Raw genomic sequence first — 16766 nt, 5'->3', positions numbered from 1 at the left:
GACACCGTTAGAGGTTGCTTCGGCTCTCAGCTTGGAGCGCTTGTTTGAGGCTATAGGTAATCATCTTTTCAATATTTTCAACACTGAATCCAAGTTTCTGCAAGTATATGAGCTTGCATAAAGCTTCCATGGTATAGGTAAGATTTAACAGATTCACATCTTTTTGAGCGTCTTTTTCCAAGTCAGGGTTGTAGTGCGTGTAATAGTTGCGCGATGTTACTATTTTATGGCTTATGCTTTTCCTTCTCTTCGCTCCTCCCAATAATGACTGGAATGGCTCTGTCAAATCCAACAGTCTCTGTTTAAATGTTATTTCGTTTCCAAATTTAATTTTATTTTTCAGCCACTCGCGAGCCGTCTCAGGAGTAACTTCCAATAAATTATCGCTAAATTTCGCGTACTGATCGGCTGGCATCAGTGTCTTGTCGCTTGTTCTTCTGTGCAAGGTTTCCAAGCTCTGCGCCAAAGCAAGGAATTTACTTTCAGAAAAAGTGTTTGGCTCGTTAAGCGTCGAGAAAAATAAATTTAATGCAGGCTCGCACACATCATATAAATTTAGCCAGTTATTCAAGTAGCCTTCAGCACTTTCTTCAATTTTTCTGTGGTTGAATAACATTTCTCGCCAATGCAATTTTGAAGATTTTTTTTTGTAGTTTGCCGCACGATAGATTAGCTTCAGGGCTATCGGGACTATAGTTTCGTTACCGTAGTCGTAATTCAAGTCGTCGTGATTAAGTATAAAGCTCCGCATTGTCATTGATTGATTCATGGCCAGAGACAGAAGATTGTTCAGCTTAAATGCGCACGCCATGAAATCTTCTAACGGCCTCGGTTCCGTAGAGGAAAGCCTGAGATATGTATTCTGCTGAATGGAGACTTTGCTTACGCTGGGGCTTGGAATTTTATAACCGAAACCAATTTTAAGTGTCATTCCATTTGATAAATTATATTCAATTTTATCTGGCAATGAAAATTCAATTCTGTGGGAGTGCGCCGTATCTTGTCTGGAATAAACCAGTCCTGTGATACCAACCCATTCGTCTAGGTTGTCGATTTCGAATGTGGCCGCATTGAATTCCAGTGGCTCGCCACGATCGTAAGCAGCCCCGATGATCGCTTGATTGGAAATTAGGTATGCTTTTTGTACTTCGCTTAAAAGTATAGGTTTGGAAGTGTAGAAACACTGATCCAGTGTAACTAGGCCGAGCTCCTCCACTTCCCCGTTTATTCGACTTTCATCTATATCTTCACCAAGATCCTGAAAGTGCCCAATTAACTCCAATTGTATACTGCCGTCATCCTCGATCGTGAGAGTTCCAGGAATCTTTTTCTTAGTATCGTTCGGGAGCCAAAAATACCCGCTCCATTTATTTGTTTTTTTACGCATGATATTTCCCTTTATCAAATCACTATTGCGCCTTTCAAGATCCGACATCGCACAGTCTACCTTCGGAAGCGCCGCGCTTGCCCTCTTGCTGGAGTTACCTCCGATGCAGGCCTGGCCTCTCACTCATTGATTCTAGCTTTGCAGCCATCATTGCTAGCGTCGTTGAGTTAGATCGTTGTACCTCATTCAATGCGACCATCACCAGTGTCATCGACTCACGTACCTGCTTCAGAGTAGAACTCATCCTCGCCGTTCCTTGAGATCATTTGGCATGTCTTGCGCGTCTAGGCCGCGGACGGTAGCGATGGGATAGTTTTAAAGCAGGCGGGCGCGTATCGCTGAGGGATCAGCGTGCAACGCGTCCAGGGATGTGCAGCGGTCCTAACCCTAGGCATCAATAAAATTTAGAACTGCAAAAAAAAAGGTGGAAAAAACACTTATCCCCCTCCCGCCGGCGGAGCCTACGTCTCTCTTTTTTTGCAAAGAAGAGGGTTTCGAAAGCCACGACTACGGGGTCGTCTGCTCTGGGCGCTATGAAGAGTCGATACGTTTCATTGATTGCAAAATTTTGCAAACGAATGCAGAAAGGTTGCATCGTGATTAGGGAGAGGCTATTCAGGTGAAAGGTCTGTAAGCGCCCAGTTTCCGGGCGTTTGAGGTTTGAAAAAAAGGACTATTAACGAAGTTTTCGAATTTTGCCGGTACGCGGAAGACAGTTTGCAAGCGGGCTTCTGCTTAGACGTGCCCCTGCTGAAAGCCGCGATATTGGCATGCTTCGAGGAACGACCGCGTTTCAGAAACGATCAATCCCCTACATCGGTCCATGAGCTTAAGGAAGCCCTATAATTTTTTCTTTTCCGCGACCCATTTCGTCCAAGCCAGCAATTCACGTCCATTGCGCAGCATCGATGCTTGACTCCAACCCAAAGCGTATTTATCCGTGAGCAACTCGCCTAACTCCTTGCTTTTAATTGTTGGGTTGTTTTTTAAGATCTTTTCATTCTCTAAAATTATAGGCTCAGCAGCAGCCATCGAGAAAATCGCGTCAAAGTGCGATCCATATTTTTTTAGTTTTGACTTGTTAATGAAATAACGTGTCTGGTCTTGTGTAGCAAGCTCAAAGCGCACCAGAATTCTTAAAGCGTTTATATATCCTGTTGGAAGTTTTTCCTTTTTTCCTATGCTGTTGATTTTTTCGAGCCATTTCAAACCTTCAATTGTAAGCGAAGGAGACGCGAGCGGGGAGAAGACTTTCAAAGAGCGACGGCGTCGGGATGATTTGAGTCCATCTGTCAAAACAACACCCTGATCTCTGTAAACCCATCCGTTCATTGAACTGACTAAGAAACCACATAGCTCGAGCCATTTACAAATGCGAAGAGTGTAAATGTGCCAGGTTTTCTCAGCGTATGTGCTGTTTGGGAATATCTCTTGTAGGATCATTATCGCATCGCTCAAAGTCATAATCGAACTTGATGTGCGATCTTGGATGGCTAATGTGAATGCGTGTTTCTTGAATTTTTCCCGGACCGCTTGAAGGATGGCTGTCTCATCGCCTTCAATGAGACCTGGGTTGAGTTGATAGGCACCACCGTCCCTAGTCGCAACGCCGAACATGTTTATATCTGTGCCGGTATTTTGAATCGACCCTTCCGTTAAACCGGTATTGGCGACAAGCTCCTGAGTGGATACAAGTTTTCCCAGTTTAAGCATCTTCGCAATTTTAATTACCGAGGCAGGTTCAGTCGATGGGAGATAGCGCAAAGGAATTACAGGAACCTTTTTGGTGAGTAGGTACTCTCTAAAAATATCCCAGTATACGTTTAGCCTGTCACCACTTTTGATAACAAGTCTACGATGCATTAAAGAATCCAGAGCTTCGGAACTTGACGATTCGGTGACTTCAAACCAGTCCACTGGTGCACGCTGTGCTACTATCTGCAGACATGCTCTGTCAGCTTTGCTGAGCTGATTCAGATCTGTGTCGAACAAGCTTGCGATGTCCAGTTTGTTCGCTAAAAGGTTTTCTTGATCAACCCCCGATTTTATTTTTTCGTAAATATGGATACATAGCTTTTTAAGCAGCCAAGGATATCCTTGACTGCTTACGATTAAATTGTGCCTGAGATCGCTTTGAAGTTTTTGCCCCAGCTCTTTCTCGAAGATATTTATTGCCGTATTTGATTCACTATCCGAAAAGGGAGAAAGCTTTCGAGTAATGCGATAGTCAGATAACTGGTGCCAGAAAAAGTAAGCTGGATGATCTCCCTGTGTTGTACTATCGCTTTTCCAGGCGAAGCCCAAACATAGGCAGCCGCAGGCGCTTGCGGCGTTAAGTAAGAGCGCTTTGGCTCGATTAAAAACTTCAAAAAGTTCAGGTTTTGAGTAAAGTTCTTCAAATTGATCGAATATTAATATTATTAGTTTTTTCTGAGTGGCGACGCTTGCCAAGTAACTCTTTAATGATGAAGAGTTTAGAGGATTGCTTACATCGGAAACGACAAGATCTATATTGGCGTCACCGAAACCCTGTAACTGAGCAGCGCTTAAGCAGTTGAGCAGCGCGGAGTATATATATGAGGGGCTTGTAGCAGCGCGCACGTCCACTGGAAAGATGAAGTACTTGTTCTTGTTTTGTACATTTTTAGATTTGTCTTTTAGCTTTGCTATCAGTGAGCTTTTCCCCATGCCGGAGTCTCCGGTAAGGGCAAATATTCGAGTGTTCGTTGATTGTGCTAAAGCTTGTTTGAAAAAATCAAATACGAATGTGATGTCTTTTGCTCGGCCTACAAAGTCTTGAGGTCTTGCAGGTCGGTAGTCGCTCCACTCCAAGCCTGTTTGTACCTGAGCAACTTCTCCAATATCTTCAGCTGCAGGAGATATAGGTTTTACTGTGCTGGCAGTTTGAGCCTCAAACTCCAATGTTGCTAAAGATGTATCTGTGTTGAGTAGATTTGCTATCAACTTGGAGTCTGTTACAGGATCATTATTTGAAGCGTGGTAAAAAATAACCTTGTTGGGAATCCCGCCGGCTAAAATTGTTACGGCCCATAGATTTCCAAAAGGCGTTACTAGAAGAACCCAGCCACCCAACAAATTCTGGCTTTTACAATAATCCGTTGCTTTTTCCTGAGGTGGGCTTTTTATAACATTTGCTGAGATTAGTGCGTTAATTACATCTTTGGGTTCGTAGAAACTCAACATCATCGCCTTCTCGATCGGCTTCTGTTGCCATGTTTCCATAAAGCCTTTGGCTTCTTTTCCATACTCGGCGGTGCTGATTAACCAGGCTTCCGGGTATTCCATAAAATCTCTAGTGCCGGCGAGATTTTTTAATATGTTTGCATCAATGGGTTTGTCGCGATATGCCTTGCACTCTACATAAATTTCTTTGCCGCTGATCTTGTGTTTGCAAAGTAGGTCAAGTTCTACAGCTGTAAACCGTATTTCGTTTATTACTTCATAAGACTGGGCAGCTAAAAGCTTTGCCGTTAAGTCCTCTAAAAGATCGCCTTTTTCTTTTGTAGATGCAGTGCCCGGGACGGCTACCTCTATTTTAATATCCATTTAAAGAATCTCTTGGCTGATCTTGTATTATTGGAATGTCGCGCATAGTAGGCTCAGATAGTGGCTCTGCGCCACTGTTTTGAGCAGTATCCGGATTTTTAACTAGAACACCGGCCAATTACTGAACGACGCGTATCACAGTCGAACCTAATCTTTTCCCAAGCCATGCAAGCGAGCTATCCCCTGTTTGATGAAGCCTGCGTTCTCCCCGATGCGCTCTAAAGCAACGCGGGCGTTTTCGCCGATCGCTTCGCTCCCCTGGCGCTCTACCAACAGCACCAGTTCCATTAGCGCAGCTTCAATCGCGATCTGATTTTCGTAGATTTTCTCGAGAACTGTTGGGAGGGAATATTCGTTGTCCATGCATTCGACTCCGGGCAGGAAACTGGAAGCATAGCAGGGCGTGGGGGGCTGATTTTCAGTTCGAGGCTGGGAAAAAGGTAATTTTGGTAAGCCGGTGTTAAAAATTGGCCGCAGCCCTTATAGACCGTGGCTTTGATGTATTACCTTTGAAGGTAATATTTGGTAAGGCTATGGTAATAGTTCTCCAAGTAGCTGATTTTGTTAAGTTTTATAGGTGGCTGAAATTACTACGACTAAGGGTAATTTTTCTAACTCCTCTATTACCCTTTTATTAACTTTGAATAATTCGTATAACCTATTGATTCTATTGAGTTTTATCGCCGGTAAAAAATGAAATTGCCAATATTACCTTTTTCCCAGGGGTCAACCTGAAAACGGGGCGAAGCGAAGACGGGGAGGTTTGCTGGCCTTTCATGCACGCGGTTTAACTCTCACAAAGGCTCGCCTTTGCCGACGATAGACAGTGCCAGGATTGGAGCCGAGAACCGCTGCTTAAAAGTTGCTAACGCAGTCGGCAGAAGGGATGGGAGGAGGAGGGAGGAAACCAGAACTGGTACGCAACTGGTACACGGGCTGGCGGCGAGGTGTTCGTCCCTTTATTTGCGGGAGGTAAAAGAAGTGTCAGTCCGATCCATCATTGGTGACGATGCTTCCCCAGGGATGGGTAGCTGAGTGGGAAGCAACTGCGTTTCGATCCCAACCAAATGGTCCGCTACCAAAATTCAAGTTTTTTCGATTTTAAGAAAGGGATTATCGGATGGTATCGATTCGAACAGCAGTTTTGATTCTTCAAGTAAATAGCCTTTGAGTGTCGCTCTCTTCCGAGGACCTTCGATTTGGCACGTCCAGATGTTCAAGCCATTTTCACGCTTGCTGTGGACTTTCAGTTTCTCGAACTGCTTCTGCACCCAACGCCATTCTTCAATCCCTTGATCGGTACCCTGTGAGATACCAGGGAACTCCTGCGCATAGCGTTGAAAAAGGCCCGGCGTGACCAAAAATACGCTGCCATCCACTGTATGGATTTTGGCCTTGCTGTCATTGATGATCAGCTTGTGGCTCAGAATGCCTTCCTTGACCCAATTCAGGAATGCCTGGCCTGGGCTATCCGATTGAAGCGTTGAAGTTTCGACAGCACTTTCTGACAGTGCGTCACTGGCCTCAGGCTCCTCCAACTTGAACATGTCCAGTAGCGTGCCGACGTGATCGGCATCCTCTAGCGCCATGAAATCCGGCTGCGGTTGGTTTTGACATGACCTTGTACTAGCTGTCTCGGGCGTTGGTGTTGGTAACGGGGTGTCAGTTAAATGGTCATGGACTGCAATACTCACCGTTCCGCTGAAAGCCTCGGGCCGGTCTTCGTTCCCCCAAATCAGTGCCGGTTGAAGGCGCAGAAAGGTGAAACTCTGCTGCCAGTTTCCTTGTGCCACAAGCGCGGTCCAGATGGCTTTGCCTTCCGGCGTGGACTCAACCAATCCATGTGACTGCAGCTCATCGAACACCGCGAGGTTGGACGAGGGAATGCCCTCAATCGATTGCGACAACAGATAGGCTCGTAGCTTGTCCGTGACCGTCTTGCTGACCAGCCACAGTGAATCCTGGGTCAGCCATCCCGAGGCACCTGGTTGGTTGAGTTTCAGTTCGTGTTGAACCAGATGACGCAGCCCGCTGATCAAATGGTGTTGCAGCGAATGAGTCGGCGCTTGCAGTGCCTTGGTCGGGTTACCACCGATGTTCTGTGCGGTGGAAACACGGTCGGCCTGCATCACCAACTCACCGATCACGCCGGCACGTTCATACTGGCCCGCTAGGACGTACAGGAGGTTGGCCCAGAGCGATGGAAATCCACTGAGCCAATCGAGGATTGAGCAGTCGAGAATCTGGGTGTAGAGCAAGCCTGCGGCCGCGCCATGCAGGTGGTAATCGCGACCCTTGAGGTAGCGAAAACGGTAGGGCTGATCCAGGGATCCCTGCCAAGGATGCCAGACATGGCCATCCTGGCGTTCGACCAGCAGGTCCACGGCGATTTTGCCGATGTCATGCAGCAGGGCTCCATAAGCGATGCCGGCGGACCAGGCATCTGTCTGGGCGGCTTGTTCTTCGGGCGCGGCACCGGTGGGAAGCAGATACGACTGACGCAGTTTCAAACTACAAGCAACCAGCTCGAGGCCATGGTCGAGCATGCCGCCGAGATAAGCATGATGGTGCGTCTCGCTGGCCGGGAGTTGTTGGACCAGTTCGGCGTAGCGATGGATCGGATTTAAATAGAGCTGGCTGAATTGCGGATGGGAGAGGGCGGTGTACTGCCAAATGCGATCAAGCAACTGGCGGCGATGCCCCGCGGCTAACAAGCTTTGGGACGACTCGACGGGCAGGTACCCATCGGCAACGTTTACGGTTGGTGGCGGAGGAGGCTTTTGCCTTTTGTGCCGAAACAGACTGAGCATCATGGTCCTCCCGGGAACTGGCAGAGTCAGTGGCCTTTTAGCCTTTTCGGATAGGGCTCTTACCCTTGACTCCCCATTCCCTTCCAACCCTTACCGGTCCTTTTGACGCGTTTCCCTTTGTGCGGCAATCGGAATATCGATTTGTCCTGGCGCCGTTTTGTTGGAAGCGCATGCTGGTACGAAAAAGGAAAGTGTCGGTACACTGCGGTGCGAATTTTATCGGGGCTTGCCATGAACCTCACTGACGCCACGCTCATACTGCTGCTCGCGGCACGTATCCATGGAACAGACGAAGCCGTCAGGGCTTCGGCGAAGAGCGTGGTCAAGAAGCTACCACGTAGCAAACGTGATCTGATCTACAAGGTAATCGACAGCCGAAGTCCACTCGAGCTGGTGGATTACCTGGCGGAGAATCTGGATACGTAGCGGCGTACTGCAGTTACGGGATTACCTCATGTTCTTTGCGTCAGAGCTCCGCAGTGCGGAGATTTTTCTGGGCATAGAAAAAGGGTCCAACTCGTGTTGGACCCTATGAAGCGTTTGCAGCGGTGAGGTGACGATCAAGCTCCATCATTCATGCATCGTGATTCATCCATTACCGTCTGCTTCCGTTGCTGCTCCAGGTTGAGCACATACTCCGAAGCGCATCGGGCCTGGCCACTGGCGCGGAAAATCGCGCTGTTGTCAGCCTTGAGCAGGCCGAGCCAGGAGTCGATATAGCCCTCGTGCCGAAGCTCTCCCCGTATACCGGCGTAGGCACATAAAAAAGCGGCGCCTATTTCGGCGATCAACTCTTCAAATGCATAGGCTGGCGAGCCAAAGGGACACGGAGAGGTCACGCCTTCGCGCTGCAATCGAGAGTGGTGTCCGGTCCAGTGCGTCAGCTCGTGAAGCGCCGTGGCGTAGTATCCACCTTGATCGCGGAATTGCGCTTTTGTTGGCAGTTGGATGAGATCCCTGATCGGGTGGTAAAAGGCTTCGTCGGCAAATCGATGAATGATATTCGCGCCCGAACTCAGCAACAGGCTTTCGGCAGCACTGTTGGGGAAGAAGGGATCGTTCGACTCCATCTCGAGCACCGTTTCGTTGAGTGTTTCGAGCCCCTCCGTTTGCTCGATGTTGAACAGAAAATGCGTCCTGAGAATGCCAAAGTGAGCGACCTTGGGCTGACCGTTCTCATCAAGTACGGGTTGGCCTGATTCGGTCTGTTCCTCGCGCTCCATCGGTTTGTAGAGCACGGCCAGGGTGCTGTGTTCACCCTTACGGATGTGTCCGCCGGCTTTTTTGGCTTGGTTGAAGGTGAGCCAACGATCTTGAGTGAACCCCTGCAACCTAGCCTCGGTCCAGAGCAGCGGTAAATTGATGCCCGAATAGGGACGCTGGGTGATGGCGTTGATGGGATAGGGTTGGTGATGACCGACGTCGGCTGAGCCACTTGAGGACCAGGGCTTGATCCAGGGCGCTACGCCTTGGTCTAACGCGGTAACGATCTTGTTTGTCACGTCTTGGTAGATATTGCGCATGGCATTTCCCTCGAAAAACCGGAGGAACGCCTTGCCCGTCGGGGAGGGTTCCCCGGTGGGTATTGGTTGGATTGGTGCAGGACTGCGTATAGCCTGAGTTGGATCAGTGGCCGGGTATGGCCATTTGCGGTCAGCGTTGCTGCTCTTTCGCAAGCGCTATCAGTAGGGCGTTAGGTTGGTCTGATACCTGAAGCAGACTGAGGCTCAGTCGCAGCAATGGTTTATGTTCTGCATCACTCGCTGAGCCGAACTTGGCTATCTCGAACACCACGTAGGGTGCGTTTGGATCGGCCAGGTGCGCTTTGAAGGCTGCGCATACCACGTTGCTCAGCCTATCGAGCTGCAGTTTTTCAGGATGATTTGAACCATCGATCAATACTGCGTGTTGCCACGCCTCTGGAGTGAACACAACGGGCAAGCGCAGAGTGTTCAGCGCTTCGCTTGTGAGTGAGTCGGACATGGTGTGCCTCCGTTGATAGCGCGAAGAAACCTGTCCCCTGGGGGAAAGGAATTTCCCCGCGGTGGGTTGAAGAAAAGCAAGAGGGTTTGGGACGAGCCGAGCTCGAAAGACGCTCGGGAGAGCAGTAGGCGTTCATCACCCGTGAAACGTGACCGTGCGAGCCACCGAACGCTAATCGCACTTGGGGAGAACCCTCACCGGAGTGACGTAGCCTTGAAGGTTCTGGCTACCTGGGCTGGTGCTGTCGATAACAGCGATCCGTATCCTCTATGTAGCTGGATGATATGCATGGGTCAACGGCCATAGAGCCGCTGGTGCACGAGCTGCGTCTTCTGTCTTCCAGTGAAGTTTTTTTCGACCGAGCAAGCTGATAAACGGTTAAGCATGGGCGATTTTCAGTAGTAGGCTGTAAGCTCGATTTGCACAGGAACACGCTCAGAAGAGGGCGCAATCATGCCGGTTCAGCAGCCACTTCAAATCTCCCGCGCACACCGCTGGGCATATGCATGCGGTATGTTCGCAAAACGTGGTTATCGCAAGTTAAGAGGGTTTGAGTCCCGCGTAGCTAAACGTGCGGTGGCGACAGGTATACCTGCGGGTGGGCTATTGGTTCGTGGGAGCTTTCTGGTTACGAAGCTGGCACTCATCCTTGGGTTGCTCTTTATCGGTTTCTGGTTGGTCGCTTCTGTAGTAACGATGATTGCTGTGATTGGTCTCCTTTTTTCCAAGGCTGCTGTTGATGCGGATCTTAAAGAGGCGGAAACAGGGCCAGACTATCTCGGTGCTGACCTCTACATCGGTGACTTCGACGACAACGGGCACTATATCGGCGACAGCAAGTCATCTAACTGAACGCTTAGCAGCCCCCATTATTTGATCCGTACCTTTGCTTGCTGAATCACTTGCGGCTTTGCTGCCATTGGCCAACATGCCTTGAATCCCATTTCCTACTGCATATCCCGTCCAGCTCATGGCTCCGAGGAACAGCATCGGCAGTACGATGAACATCGCCCCCATCACATACTCAATCACCTGTGCCGTGACGGTCCCGTCCATAAAACCGGATGTGGGCAGCGACAGCAGCACCTGATTAGACGCCGACACTTGGTTATACAAGGTATCGAGCATGCTGGAGTCGACCCAACGGGCCAACTCCCACCAGAAGGTCAGCATGTGCAGCGTGAACAGCGCGAACGTCACCGTCATGACGGTCTTTAGCTGGTAAGTACTGACCAGCAGGATCAGCGGCAAGCTGATGATAACGCCCATGATCAAGAAAGCCTGCACCATGGGCAGTGCGGCACGTAGTGCATTCATTGCTGGGAAGTTGCTGAACGAGCCAAGGGCCAGCCCAGTGTTGGTGGCCAGGTTGTTGAGCCCCTGATTGATCGACCCACCGCGAGCACTGGAGCCATAGTCCTGGTACACCTGTCCGGGCGACATGGACATCGATTGTTGGCGCGGGCTGACCAGTTCGCGCAGGGTGGCATCCTCGATTTCGTTGCTTGAGCGGCCAGTCAACCAGCCTTTCAGCTGAGTCAGCAGCGAAGGATCGACTTGCTCGATCAAGCGCTCTCGCAACCCGACACTGCTGTCATTCCACCACTGTTTGCAAGTGGGGTAGCCTGCGCCATTCTCCAGCCGCGGCAAGGAAACATCGCGGCTGTCGTCATACGGCCAACTGGCTCGCGGTGTACGCGAGCGATCGGTGTCGTAGTAGCCGGGCGTGTCGAGAAAATAGCTTGAGCCGATCCAGGACGCGTCGTGACTTTGTGCCTTGTCCAACTGCGGGCGGTTGGTGAACAGCCGAGAACGCGAATAGCCGTAGCAGTCGCGGGTGAAATCAGCGACCTCCTGCAGCAGTACCTGACTGTCAATGCGCGAGCTGTCGATCTCCATGCGCATCTGCCGGATATCCGGTGCGCATGGGATGGAGGCGGTGGCCGCAGCGGTCACTCCTTTGCTCAAGGCGTGCACCAGAAACCACCAGATTGGCACGTTGGCAGAGCGTTCTCCGATGGTGTTGAAAGTGGTACCCCAGACGGTTTCCGCTGGCTTGGCCATGCTGACACCGCAGCGTTGGCTCGCTGCATCGTCGAACGCCATTGAAGCGAGGTTTAGCGGAAAGACCGGCGCGCAGCCGAACAATACGACAATGTAGGCCAGCCAAAGCCGGTTCTCGATTCGAGGTACCGAGAGCAATCCTTTGTTGCCTTCATCCGCGCCTTGCTGACGGGCCGACAACCATTCTTGCAAGATGATTGCACCAAAGGGGGCGGCGAACAGGCCAGTATCGGACAGGACGTTCCAGATACCGTTGTTGATGATCCATGCCAGCAGGGAAAGGTAAAACTCCAGGTAGCTGTTAGTGCTCATGAGCATGGTGGTGACCTCACAATCGAGTGAGCTCGACGCAGGTAAAGATCAAGAACCCTAATGTCCCGGCGCGTTTCACGCGCAGTCGGTCCTGTGGTCGATGTCGGTGGCGCCTCAGCAGGTCCCACCAGAGTGCAAAGAGAACGCTGTAAAGCAGGACACGCCACCACCGCAAATAAGGCCGTATCGATTCCAAGGCTTGCTGCCAGCCCCCGAAACTACCCAGCGCAGTGCAGCCGATCCAGGCGATCAGTGCGGCGGTCAGAATCATCCCTGCGGCGATCCCTAGACTTGAATGCAAAGTGAATAGCGGTGAGCGTTTCATGGCTCACTTGTTCCTGGCGTCAGCATCATTGAGTCGGCCAGGCTCGGGGTCGCCTTGTTCGACGGTACGCGAAGCATCGGCACCTCCGGCATGTCGATCGAGTACCAGGCTGGCGGTATTGGTAGCCAACATTTGCCGGACCTGCAGCTCAGTCTGCAGCAGGCGTATTTCACGCTCCAGAGTGTCGATGTTTTTCGTCAAGGCCATTTGGGCCGGTTCGGCGGAAGCGATGTTAGGTTCGTGGCTGCCTGCCAGCAGCGTGCGCAATAGCAGGAGCGCTTTGTCGAGCACGCTGGACAGGGCCGTCTCACTGGCCAGGCGCCGCGCCAGGAGTTCCTGATCAGGATCGTCGCGCAGGGCTTCGATCACACCACGGGTCACTGGCAGCATCGGGCTGGAGGCTTTGCTCAGATTGTCAGGGGTAGGCGGCAGAGAACCGGACAGCAATCCTTGCAGGGTCTTGAGATGTTCACCGTAGGCCTCCTGGATCAGCGGCGTCAGTCCGCTGCCAGCGGTAGCCCGCAGAGTCTCGCAGGTGTCGCAGGTTGCGACTTCGATCTCGCCCAACACTCGAACAGCCCATTCGGATTCCTCTTGGGGTGAGGTCCATGCCTGGCAAATAGCGCCGCCCAGGCAATCACTGCTACTGATCGAGGCGCTGTCATCCACGGACCGGTTATGCAGCAGGTTGTAGCCCGCGCGCACCACATCGGAGGTTGCCCGGATGAGTGTTTGTCCGCTACCTCCAGCCTTCTGCCCGCCGACCCATGACACCCCATTATTGCCGTTACGGGCCTCGGTGTTTTTCACCGCGGCCACCGCATCACCGCCGGTTTTTTCGAGGTTGCCCTGCATCTCCTGGTTCTTGGCCAATGCGCCCCAGCCGGCTTGGCCGACCTTGTCAGCCATCTTCTCGGCCATGGCCTGGCAGGTCAGTTTGGAGCGGTCGAAGTCAATACGCCCCTGCATCACGCCGTTACTGAGCAACTCATAGAGACCGGGATTGGCGCGCTGGATGATCAACGCCGGCAGCGACATCACCGCTTGGGTCGCGTTATGCACAATGCTGCCCATGATCTGCTGGAACCCTTCGGTGACGCCGTTCAACTGGTTTTGCAAGGTGTTGGTGAGGCTCATGTTTCCGCACATCATGTTCGCCTGCCAGGATCCGCCGACACCGAGCCCGTTGGGGCGATAGAGCGAGCTCGGCGAGCCCGCTGCCGAGCCACCACCTATGGTGTACATCACCCTGTCGTCGAGCACTTCACCTTGAGTGCCTAGACGGTAATCGTCCTCGGCGGCGTCGGCATGCGTGGCCACGGCGAGCAGTCCGCAGAGCAACAAACCCATCGGGCCCAACCAGGGTTTTGCAATATGCCTACTCATGAAGCACCACCTTCGAAGTCGATGCTGAACAAGAAGGTCTGTCCCTCACGCTTGCAGCAGCTATAAGGACGCCACAGCGACCAGGCGTAGCCGCCATCCGCGCTCTGCACCGGATCGCTGGGGAAGATGGCACATGTGGGTTGAACCAGGGGGGAGAGCAATTGCCATTTATGGGTCGAAGCGTCGTTTTCAACGATTGGGCCAGGCGGCCAATAAGCCTCGCGTGGTACGGGTGTGAGCGGGACATACACGTGCGGTTGCCAGTTGCGGGTAATGACATCACCCGCCCGCTGCGCCATCACCGCAGCGGCTTTGAAATCGTCGGGTTGCACCAAAAATCCTTGCCGGGGATAGACGTTGCCCCACATGTTTCCCGCGAGCTGACGACCGATTTCACGGATCCCAGGCACAAGCGACTCGGGGTAGAGGCTTTCCGGGATGCCATGACGCCAGGCCAGTGAGTCCAAAGTGCTCAGGTAATAGGGCATGAACGCAGTGGCGCCGCTGGCGCAGGCGTAGCCGGATTGCGAGGCAAGTTGCGTGGCGGCCCAGCCACCGGGATGGCCGATGCCATCAACGTTTTTGAAACGAGGCAGGTTGTCGCGTTGCGTGTTCGGCGTGATCAGGTTACCACCACCTTCCGCACCGCTGATGGGAGAGGTGAGTGCGGCCATCTCGGTCCAAGGATTGGCACCGGTGGTGGCATAGCTCGAGACCACCAGTTCAGGAATGAAATGACGAACCTTGGTCGAGGTTTTAACCGTGCAGCCGAAGGGGGTACAGAGTAACCAGAAGCAGATGCCGACGACTTTGTACTCGAGGCAGTCTGGAGAAAGTACGGAGGCGGTAATGCTGCCGGTATCCAACGCTACGCTTGGCCCGGATGCCAGCAGAATGCTCAGCACCAACGGATGTAATTTCTGGGGCAAAATGTGCGGGCAGGCAGCAGGCATGATCCAGGCTCTGGGTGTATGGCCTGGACAGGTTCAATGATAGAAAGAAGGGTGTCACTGAGAAAGCCGAACGCAGGATTGTCGGTTTACAGCGACCTTCTAGATCAGCAGATGGTCATTCAGCGCTCAGCGTACGAGCAAGCGCGTCAGACTCGATGAGCAACTGATCCGTTTTGATCTCGAAAATGTTGGCGAGTTTGCAGAGGACCAATAACGACGGGTTGCCTACCCCTCGTTCGATTTGACTCACGTAGGTACGATCCACCTCGGCCATGAGCGCCAATTGCTCCTGGGTAAGGTTCTTCACGCGTCGCATCGAGCGGATGTTTTCCGCCAGTTGCAGGCGGAGTTGTTCGAAGTCTTGAGTCATGCGCGCAAACTGCGCCTTGAGGGACTCTCAATCCACGGGATATAGTCTACATTTGGTTCTGGTTCGAGCTTTTTTGATGCTTGTGCCGAGTGTCAATTTTGTTTCTATGCTGCTTAGAACAGACCGAGCATTAATAAATAATCGAAAGCTAAGGTGTCTATGGACGAAAATTACGTTTCAATTCCGGCGGCGGACGGCTGCCCGAGCCTTCTGACACCGTGGGGCAGCGAATTTGCGCCTATGATCGAACGTGGCGTGCAATGCGCCCAGGCCTGGCTTAATACACCTGGTGACGTACCGCTGTGGTGGGAACTGGCGCAGGCACGTAAGACTTGTCAGGCAGGAGAATCTCAGGATGCTTTCGAAGCAGGATTTTTATTGAGAATTCAGCAACGGCTTCAACGCGTTTCACCGTAGCCGTGCGGCTCCAACCCTGACGATATGGCTTACACGGGAAAATTTACTGGAAGGTATGGTTCCAGGCCCCATTCCTCTAGAATGGAGACCTGACAGACGTGGCGTTGGTCTGTGACAAACAGATTTACGTGGCTAGGATTCTGATAAGTGCAGATTCTGCACGCTCTGAGAACGTGGAGCGCGATATGAAAGGCGACCAAGTGTTGAGTGATGATCTGGTGAGCCGGCTGGAGGGTAAAATCCCAGCCATGGCTGAAGGGGCGATCAATACGGCCTATATCAATGCGCTGGCGGCCGGACGCAGCGTGATGGAAGTCATGGACGGCATGCTCGTTGAGACGACTGCTGACGGTAAGCACAAGGTTATTCGAGTGGCCAAGCCCAAGCATAAAGTGACCTTGGGCGGGATTATCAAGGTGCACCGCTGCTCATGACCGTCCCTCGGCTGAGGGTGTTTGCCGGCCCTAATGGTTCCGGTAAAAGCACAATGAAAAGTGCCGTCCCTTCCCACCTGATCGGGATCTACATCAACCCGGATGAAATCGAAAAGGCTGCCAAAGAGGGCGGACGCCTGGAATTCAGCGATTTTCAACTGGAAGTCGAAGGCGACGAGGTTCTCGGCTTTATCAAGGCGCACCGACTGATTCGGTCGACCCAGCTCGTTGAAGAGGCATCCAATATAGACTTCAGCAATAACGGCCTGAATTTCCAGTCCGTCGCGATGAATTCCTATTTTGCTTCCGTGCTCTCTGATTTCATGCGGCACAAGCTCCTTGAAGCCCAGTTGTCTTTCACCTTCGAAACGGTGATGTCTAGCGAGGACAAAGTCGCTTTTATGCTTAAGGCAAAAGCGTCGGGATATCGAACCTACCTCTACTTTGTCGCCACTGAAGATCCTGACATCAATATCAATAGGGTTAAGAACCGTGTCGCGGCAGGTGGGCACCCAGTCCCCACGGAAAAAATTGTGCAGCGCTACGGTCGTTGCCTGAACCTATTGCCAACAGCCATCGCAGCCTCGAACCGGGCTTATATCTTTGATAACTCCGGCGCTGATCTGGTGCTGCTCGCTGAAGTAACAGACGGGACTGACCTTGAATTCAGGGCTGATGAGATCCCTGACTGGTTCATGCAAGCCTACGTGGAGAAGGTGTTCAAGGATTTGCTGCCGGGTTGATCGAAAACTAGGATC

General features: G+C 51.9%; 16 protein-coding genes. 5 read left to right on the top strand and 11 right to left on the bottom strand.

What is annotated here, in order from left to right; all coding sequences use genetic code 11:
- Positions 1-7: 7 nt before the first annotated feature.
- From M1E16_RS15415 to mobH, 4 genes are all read right to left on the bottom strand, one after another.
- Positions 8-1435 (bottom strand): ApeA N-terminal domain 1-containing protein, encoded by a 1428-nt coding sequence (locus M1E16_RS15415; protein ID WP_458127773.1) that lies wholly within the window; start codon positions 1433-1435, stop codon positions 8-10.
- Positions 1436-2227: 792 nt separating this feature from the next.
- Complete coding sequence (locus tag M1E16_RS15410) at positions 2228-4954, bottom strand: nSTAND1 domain-containing NTPase (RefSeq protein ID WP_458127772.1); 2727 nt, start codon at positions 4952-4954, stop codon at positions 2228-2230.
- A gap of 147 nt (positions 4955-5101) precedes the next feature.
- Positions 5102-5317 (bottom strand): hypothetical protein, encoded by a 216-nt coding sequence (locus M1E16_RS15405; protein ID WP_458127771.1) that lies wholly within the window; start codon positions 5315-5317, stop codon positions 5102-5104.
- Between the two features lie 722 nt (positions 5318-6039).
- Positions 6040-7764 (bottom strand): MobH family relaxase, encoded by a 1725-nt coding sequence (gene mobH, locus M1E16_RS15400; RefSeq protein WP_458130336.1) that lies wholly within the window; start codon positions 7762-7764, stop codon positions 6040-6042.
- A gap of 231 nt (positions 7765-7995) precedes the next feature.
- Here mobH and M1E16_RS15395 point away from each other — a divergent pair, with 231 nt between their 5' ends.
- Entirely contained in the window at positions 7996-8190 is a 195-nt protein-coding gene (locus tag M1E16_RS15395; protein ID WP_027912535.1) for a DUF7740 domain-containing protein, read from the top strand.
- A gap of 134 nt (positions 8191-8324) precedes the next feature.
- Here M1E16_RS15395 and M1E16_RS15390 read toward each other — a convergent pair whose 3' ends face one another.
- Both M1E16_RS15390 and M1E16_RS15385 read right to left on the bottom strand, forming a co-directional pair.
- Positions 8325-9287, bottom strand: coding sequence for an ArdC family protein (locus M1E16_RS15390; protein WP_458127770.1), 963 nt, complete (start codon positions 9285-9287; stop codon positions 8325-8327).
- 130 nt (positions 9288-9417) lie between these two features.
- Positions 9418-9747, bottom strand: a complete 330-nt coding sequence (locus M1E16_RS15385) for a hypothetical protein (protein ID WP_458127769.1) — start codon at positions 9745-9747, stop codon at positions 9418-9420.
- Positions 9748-10200: 453 nt separating this feature from the next.
- Between M1E16_RS15385 and M1E16_RS15380 the strand changes: the two genes are divergently transcribed.
- On the top strand, positions 10201-10599 hold the full coding sequence (locus M1E16_RS15380) for a DUF3742 family protein (RefSeq protein WP_458127768.1): 399 nt from the start codon (positions 10201-10203) through the stop codon (positions 10597-10599).
- On the opposite strand, the gene M1E16_RS15375 is transcribed toward M1E16_RS15380, so the two are convergent.
- The 5 genes from M1E16_RS15375 to M1E16_RS15355 form a co-directional block, all read right to left on the bottom strand.
- On the bottom strand, positions 10588-12129 hold the full coding sequence (locus tag M1E16_RS15375) for a conjugal transfer protein TraG N-terminal domain-containing protein (RefSeq protein ID WP_458127767.1): 1542 nt from the start codon (positions 12127-12129) through the stop codon (positions 10588-10590). The two genes, M1E16_RS15380 and M1E16_RS15375, sit on opposite strands and share 12 nt — an antisense overlap.
- Before the next feature lie 10 nt (positions 12130-12139).
- The gene (locus M1E16_RS15370) at positions 12140-12448 is read right to left on the bottom strand and encodes a hypothetical protein (protein WP_458127766.1); all 309 of its coding nucleotides are present in this window, start codon (positions 12446-12448) and stop codon (positions 12140-12142) included.
- Between the two features lie 3 nt (positions 12449-12451).
- Positions 12452-13834: an integrating conjugative element protein gene (locus M1E16_RS15365; RefSeq protein WP_192002595.1), complete on the bottom strand. Its 1383-nt coding sequence runs from the start codon at positions 13832-13834 to the stop codon at positions 12452-12454.
- The gene (locus tag M1E16_RS15360; RefSeq protein WP_458127765.1) at positions 13831-14787 is read right to left on the bottom strand and encodes a TIGR03756 family integrating conjugative element protein; all 957 of its coding nucleotides are present in this window, start codon (positions 14785-14787) and stop codon (positions 13831-13833) included. Before M1E16_RS15360 ends, M1E16_RS15365 begins: the two co-directional genes overlap by 4 nt.
- Before the next feature lie 115 nt (positions 14788-14902).
- On the bottom strand, positions 14903-15157 hold the full coding sequence (locus M1E16_RS15355; RefSeq protein WP_027603217.1) for a helix-turn-helix domain-containing protein: 255 nt from the start codon (positions 15155-15157) through the stop codon (positions 14903-14905).
- 159 nt (positions 15158-15316) lie between these two features.
- Between M1E16_RS15355 and M1E16_RS15350 the strand changes: the two genes are divergently transcribed.
- The 3 genes from M1E16_RS15350 to M1E16_RS15340 all read left to right on the top strand — a co-directional run bounded on the left by M1E16_RS15350 (position 15317) and on the right by M1E16_RS15340 (position 16751).
- On the top strand, positions 15317-15574 hold the full coding sequence (locus tag M1E16_RS15350; RefSeq protein ID WP_458127764.1) for a LasR-specific antiactivator QslA: 258 nt from the start codon (positions 15317-15319) through the stop codon (positions 15572-15574).
- A gap of 185 nt (positions 15575-15759) precedes the next feature.
- Positions 15760-16008: a hypothetical protein gene (locus M1E16_RS15345; RefSeq protein ID WP_458127763.1), complete on the top strand. Its 249-nt coding sequence runs from the start codon at positions 15760-15762 to the stop codon at positions 16006-16008.
- On the top strand, positions 16005-16751 hold the full coding sequence (locus M1E16_RS15340; RefSeq protein ID WP_458127762.1) for a zeta toxin family protein: 747 nt from the start codon (positions 16005-16007) through the stop codon (positions 16749-16751). The genes M1E16_RS15345 and M1E16_RS15340 overlap by 4 nt, the downstream gene beginning before the upstream one ends.
- The last annotated feature ends 15 nt before the right edge of the window (positions 16752-16766 follow it).

It is taken from the genome of Pseudomonas sp. Z2-11 (genome assembly GCF_054161305.1).
This window is presented reverse-complemented; position numbering and strand designations above follow the sequence as displayed.

Bases quoted from the DNA above. Each gene is read 5' to 3' on its own strand.
- M1E16_RS15355 (WP_027603217.1), bottom strand. From the start codon at position 15,157: ATGACTCAAGACTTCGAACAACTCCGCCTGCAACTGGCGGAAAACATC.
- mobH (WP_458130336.1), bottom strand. From the start codon at position 7,764: ATGCTCAGTCTGTTTCGGCACAAAAGGCAAAAGCCTCCTCCGCCACCA.
- M1E16_RS15380 (WP_458127768.1), top strand. From the start codon at position 10,201: ATGCCGGTTCAGCAGCCACTTCAAATCTCCCGCGCACACCGCTGGGCA.
- M1E16_RS15375 (WP_458127767.1), bottom strand. From the start codon at position 12,129: ATGCTCATGAGCACTAACAGCTACCTGGAGTTTTACCTTTCCCTGCTG.
- M1E16_RS15410 (WP_458127772.1), bottom strand. From the start codon at position 4,954: ATGGATATTAAAATAGAGGTAGCCGTCCCGGGCACTGCATCTACAAAA.
- M1E16_RS15405 (WP_458127771.1), bottom strand. From the start codon at position 5,317: ATGGACAACGAATATTCCCTCCCAACAGTTCTCGAGAAAATCTACGAA.
- M1E16_RS15340 (WP_458127762.1), top strand. From the start codon at position 16,005: ATGACCGTCCCTCGGCTGAGGGTGTTTGCCGGCCCTAATGGTTCCGGT.
- M1E16_RS15365 (WP_192002595.1), bottom strand. From the start codon at position 13,834: ATGAGTAGGCATATTGCAAAACCCTGGTTGGGCCCGATGGGTTTGTTG.
- M1E16_RS15360 (WP_458127765.1), bottom strand. From the start codon at position 14,787: ATGCCTGCTGCCTGCCCGCACATTTTGCCCCAGAAATTACATCCGTTG.
- M1E16_RS15350 (WP_458127764.1), top strand. From the start codon at position 15,317: ATGGACGAAAATTACGTTTCAATTCCGGCGGCGGACGGCTGCCCGAGC.
- M1E16_RS15390 (WP_458127770.1), bottom strand. From the start codon at position 9,287: ATGCGCAATATCTACCAAGACGTGACAAACAAGATCGTTACCGCGTTA.
- M1E16_RS15395 (WP_027912535.1), top strand. From the start codon at position 7,996: ATGAACCTCACTGACGCCACGCTCATACTGCTGCTCGCGGCACGTATC.
- M1E16_RS15370 (WP_458127766.1), bottom strand. From the start codon at position 12,448: ATGAAACGCTCACCGCTATTCACTTTGCATTCAAGTCTAGGGATCGCC.
- M1E16_RS15415 (WP_458127773.1), bottom strand. From the start codon at position 1,435: ATGTCGGATCTTGAAAGGCGCAATAGTGATTTGATAAAGGGAAATATC.
- M1E16_RS15345 (WP_458127763.1), top strand. From the start codon at position 15,760: ATGAAAGGCGACCAAGTGTTGAGTGATGATCTGGTGAGCCGGCTGGAG.
- M1E16_RS15385 (WP_458127769.1), bottom strand. From the start codon at position 9,747: ATGTCCGACTCACTCACAAGCGAAGCGCTGAACACTCTGCGCTTGCCC.